This is a genomic window from Okeania sp. SIO2F4, assembly GCF_010672385.1.
Taxonomy (GTDB): domain Bacteria; phylum Cyanobacteriota; class Cyanobacteriia; order Cyanobacteriales; family Microcoleaceae; genus Trichodesmium.
Genome location: NZ_JAAHGT010000659.1, coordinates 1,159 through 5,573, shown reverse-complemented (window position 1 = coordinate 5,573; position 4,415 = coordinate 1,159). Strand labels below are relative to the sequence as shown.

The following is a 4,415-nucleotide window of genomic DNA, read 5'->3' as shown; positions in this document are numbered from 1 at the left end:
CTTACCCCCACTCTGAGGCAATACACTATCTGTGGGGACAGCTACCAGATATGGGGGTCCTGCCTAAGTCCTGTCTAACTCTTCAATACTTTTGTGTGGTTGTAGTTTTAACAATCTCAGTATGGCGATCGCCCAACTTTTACTGTTTATCCCTTAATTTATCAGGTTTAATTTTATTATACCGATGCTACCGGATTTGATATCATCTCCCGATGACAAGGATATATAGCAAACTTTTTGGGATTTAGCATAAATTTTTTAGCAGGAGTCACAAGGATCGACTCAAGACTCAGGAGGTGGAGATAGGCAATACAGGAAAAAGGTTGAAATATACTCCCCATCTCCCTCCTTTGTGTTTAAATAGATCCCAAATTGCTTCTACATCAGGTCGTATATTCAGCGTTAATTTTTACATAGTCATAACTCAGGTCGCATCCCCAAGCCTTCCCACTACCAATACCATTTCCAACCTTGACAGAGATTACCACAGTATCATCCTTGAGATATTCTCCTGCTGCCCTATGCTTCAAATAATTGCTAGCAGCAGGGCGGTCAAAATCTAAAGGTTGACCATTCTCCATGAGCAAAAAGTCTCCCAACTTTACCTGTAACTGTTCCTGCTCAAACTTCACTCCAGCGCGACCTGCTGCTGCTGCTATTCTTCCCCAGTTAGGGTCGCGACCAAAAATAGCTGATTTGACAAGAGATGACCCGGCAATAGTTTTGGCAATTTTATTCGCAGATGCTTCATCAGGTGTTCCAGTAACTTGAACTTCTATTAAACAAGTTGCCCCTTCCCCATCACGGGCGATCGCTTTTGCTAAATATACACAAACTTCTGTCAACATTGCCTCCAACTTTTGTGCGTCTGCTCCCATATTAGTAATAGCAGATGTGCGAGACTGACCATTTGCCAGAGCAATAACTGTATCATTGGTACTGGTATCTCCATCAACAGTAATTTGATTGAAACTGCGATTAACTGCTCTAGTTAACATCTCTTGCCATAATGGAGGAGAAACTACTGCATCACAAGTAACAAATGATAGCATCGTTGCCATATTCGGATGAATCATTCCAGAACCTTTAGCAATACCACCAATACGAACCGGGCGATCGCCCATCAGTGTTTCTAAAGCGATTGATTTTGTAACTAAATCTGTGGTGACAATAGCTTTTGCTGCTGCTTCCCCACCTTCTGGGGAAACTGTAGAAACTAACTGGGGAATAGCTGCTTTGAGAGCATCCATTTTAATTCGTTGACCAATTACTCCAGTGGAAGCTAGTAAAATTGACTCTGGGGAAATGTTGAGCGCTTTACCCAATGCTTCCGCACTTTCCAAAGCATCTTGCCAACCTAAATCTCCAGTGGCAGCATTTGCTTGTCCAGCATTACATAAGATTGCCTTAGTACTTGGTTTATCCTCTAAACGTTGGCGACAATAATCTACACAAGCTGCCCTTACTTGAGTTGTTGTGAAGACTCCAGCAGCTATCGAGTCTACATCTGACAAAATCAAGGCCAAGTCTGGTGCCCCGGAGGGTTTTAACCCCGCAGTAACTCCTGTTGCTCGATATCCTTTGGGAGCTGTTATCCCACCATCAATGACTTGCCAGTCTGACATTTTGCTTTCCTTTATTTGATAATTGTGCTGACTGAAAATTATAAATTACTGAGGGGGTATTACAGATTAAACTTCATCAAAAATCTATATTTTCATTTGAAGATCAAAAAATCAGTCGCAACTTCCTTTGATGGATATCTCAAATTATTATTGATATTTCCTTGTTTGAGATATTCCATAAGAACAGGCTTAAATTTGCTTGAAACTCAAGCTACTGATACACATAGTTTTTCAGGTTGACTGCTGCATTAAAATCTCTGTCAGCCTGAAAACCGCATTCACTACACTCATAAGTTCTCAAGTGCAACGGCATTTTCTGTTGATGCCCACAGTTTGAACATATTTGAGAACTTGGATAAAATCTATCTGCCATGACTAATTCACTGCCGTACCATTCACATTTGTATGTAATTTGACGTTTAAATTCATAAAAACCACAGTCTGCTATGGCACTTGCTAGTTTATGGTCTCTTGGTGTGCATTCCCTCTCTTGGTCAGCATTCCCTCACAGGAGTGCGCGTTCCGCAAGCGAGCTGTCGGCGGCGCGGGGTCGCACCGCTTTTTGAGCATTCCACTTACATTCAAGTCCTCAATTACTATGGTGCTGTGGTTTTTAGCTAACCATGAAGTGAGTTTATGTAGTGCATCTGCTCTGATATCGGCTACTGCTTGGTGCGCGTTCCCTTGCGCCGTCTTACGGCGCGGGCTCGCATCCGCTTTTTTGTGGAGTTTGGCTAGTTTTTTTACTGCTTTGAGTCTGTTTTTGGAGCCAATAACTTTTTTACTGACTGCACGTTGATGACGAACTAATCGTTTTTTTGCTTGCTTGTAGGCTTTGACATTAGCAAATTTGCTGCCATCAGAACAGGTTGCTAAAGTATTTATGCCAATATCTACACCAATAGACATCTCCAAAAATTGCCAAAGTCTTTCTGTTGCTTGACTCCAGCTTCTTTATAATTGCCAACCATTTTTAGTATGTTGTACACCATTATCAGTCTTTGAGGTACTTCTTGTTAATAACTCAATGTTTTATTGGATCTTTTTTTCTTTTTATTAATTCAAATATTGAGATTTTTTACTAAAATAAATGTTCCTATTATTAGTCTGACTAAACCACATATTATTAGAATTACTTTTTGATAGTTACTATCTTTTAATCTGAATCTTTCTCTGGCTACTCCAAATATTTTTATCAACCTAATTACATGTTCCATAAATATTCTTTTTTGAGATTTTTTCTTGTTATCTTATTTAATTTCTAGCGGTAATTCTTGTTTTCTAGGCTTTTTTTCGGTATCGTAGTTCTCTCGGTTCCTTGATATCCTTTGTCTCCCTAATTTTTTTGTTTTTTATCAATTTTTTTGGCTGTTTTATAAGTAAATTAACATCGCTTTCTAGCCCTCTTTCTCCAACTATCACATCTACTATTTCTGTTCCTTTTTCTGTAGTTATTATTTGGTTTTTTAATGTATTATTTTTCTTTTTTCCAGAGTAATATTTTTTCTGTTTATCATCGTCATTCGCCCTATAAATACTCTGTTATGTACTATCTACAATTAATTCTTGTTCTATTAAAATTTCTTGTATCCATAAATACTCATCTTCTTTCCCACGGAATTCTTCTAACAAACTAGCTGGTAATAATTCTTGTAATATATCTATCCAATAATGAAAGATATTATTTGCAGTTGATTCACTAACCCCAAAGTTTATTCCTAGCATTTGAAATGTCGGTACATGATGTAAATAATATAAAGTCAATATGATTTCTGACGATTTTTTTAAAAGTTTTTTTCTTCCTCCTCCTGGTATGTTGCTAGTCGAGTCAGACAAAAATAATGGGGTTTAGTTTCAGCAAAAATCCCAAAACTTGCTAGAGTACGTAACAATCTATAAATAGCATCTTTGTTGGTATTCGTTGCAATTGCCAAAGTATCACTATGTTGTTCTCCATCTTTAAGCAGATCGGCAATTTTAAGTTTAGCTACTATATAAATACACTGTGAAATTTGGTAGCTTCTAATCATGCCTAGTAGAGTTGTTGGAGATGGAACTTGGTTCAAGTTGGTTGGATAATTTGATGGAATCATCAGTATATAGCAAAAGATACAAATTGAATTGTAACTATAATCTTAAAAAAAATTAGTCGCAACATTTTACAGGAGGTAAAAAGTCGCGACTCTTGAGTCAAAAACATTATTCAGTTATTCAGAAAATATTTCTAACTCATGGAAGCATGACTACGGTCATAAGTCGTAACAAAACTAGGATGGGGTTTTCCTTGAATATTTCCCCAGTAATCATCTGCTTCTACACCTACTTCTGTTGCAGTGCGGTTCAGCATTGACTGTTGACGATTTTTCACTAGGTTATGATGACGGATCATTAAAGAGCGTGCTTGATTTTCTACATACATATTTTTCATTCTCCTGTTGCTGACGTTTGATAATACTCTAACTCATAGAAGCATGACTACGATCATAAGTAGTAACAAAACTAGGATGGGGTTTTCCTTGAATATTTCCCCAGTAATCATCTGCTTCTACACCTACTTCTGTTGCAGTGCGGTTCAGCATTGACTGTTGACGATTTTTCACTAGGTTATGATGACGGATCATTAAAGAGCGTGCTTGATTTTCTACATACATATTTTTCATTCTCCTGTTGCTGACGTTTGATAATACTCTAACTCATAGAAGCATGACTACGATCATAAGTAGTAACAAAACTAGGATGGGGTTTTCCTTGAATATTTCCCCAGTAATCATCTGCTTCTACACCTACTTC

Annotated in this window: 6 protein-coding genes and 3 pseudogenes; 1 reads left to right on the top strand and 8 read right to left on the bottom strand. The window is 37.8% G+C overall.

Going from position 1 to position 4,415, the window contains the following annotated elements:
- Positions 1-200: hypothetical protein (locus tag F6K22_RS29850; RefSeq protein WP_293106521.1), on the top strand; the 200-nt coding region annotated here is incomplete at its 5' end.
- Between the two features lie 183 nt (positions 201-383).
- On the opposite strand, the gene argJ is transcribed toward F6K22_RS29850, so the two are convergent.
- The 8 genes and pseudogenes from argJ to gifA (F6K22_RS29810) form a co-directional block, all read right to left on the bottom strand.
- Entirely contained in the window at positions 384-1,625 is a 1,242-nt protein-coding gene (argJ, locus tag F6K22_RS29845; RefSeq protein WP_293106518.1) for a bifunctional ornithine acetyltransferase/N-acetylglutamate synthase, read from the bottom strand.
- A gap of 211 nt (positions 1,626-1,836) precedes the next feature.
- Positions 1,837-2,528, bottom strand: a pseudogene (locus tag F6K22_RS29840) (RNA-guided endonuclease InsQ/TnpB family protein); the annotation flags it as partial.
- A gap of 158 nt (positions 2,529-2,686) precedes the next feature.
- Positions 2,687-2,860: pseudogene (locus tag F6K22_RS29835) on the bottom strand (transposase family protein); the annotation flags it as partial.
- A gap of 46 nt (positions 2,861-2,906) precedes the next feature.
- Positions 2,907-3,161 (bottom strand): transposase family protein, encoded by a 255-nt coding sequence (locus F6K22_RS29830; protein WP_293106530.1) that lies wholly within the window; start codon positions 3,159-3,161, stop codon positions 2,907-2,909.
- A 6-nt stretch (positions 3,162-3,167) separates the two neighbouring features.
- Positions 3,168-3,434 (bottom strand): annotated as a pseudogene (locus tag F6K22_RS29825) (helix-turn-helix domain-containing protein); the annotation flags it as partial.
- Positions 3,410-3,655: a methyltransferase family protein gene (locus tag F6K22_RS29820; protein ID WP_293106527.1), complete on the bottom strand. Its 246-nt coding sequence runs from the start codon at positions 3,653-3,655 to the stop codon at positions 3,410-3,412. The pseudogene F6K22_RS29825 and the gene F6K22_RS29820, both read right to left, overlap by 25 nt.
- Positions 3,656-3,849: 194 nt before the next feature.
- Positions 3,850-4,044 (bottom strand): glutamine synthetase inactivation factor IF7A, encoded by a 195-nt coding sequence (gene gifA, locus F6K22_RS29815; protein WP_293106524.1) that lies wholly within the window; start codon positions 4,042-4,044, stop codon positions 3,850-3,852.
- Between the two features lie 37 nt (positions 4,045-4,081).
- Positions 4,082-4,276, bottom strand: a complete 195-nt coding sequence (gene gifA / locus F6K22_RS29810) for a glutamine synthetase inactivation factor IF7A (protein WP_293106524.1) — start codon at positions 4,274-4,276, stop codon at positions 4,082-4,084.
- Positions 4,277-4,415 lie beyond the last annotated feature (139 nt).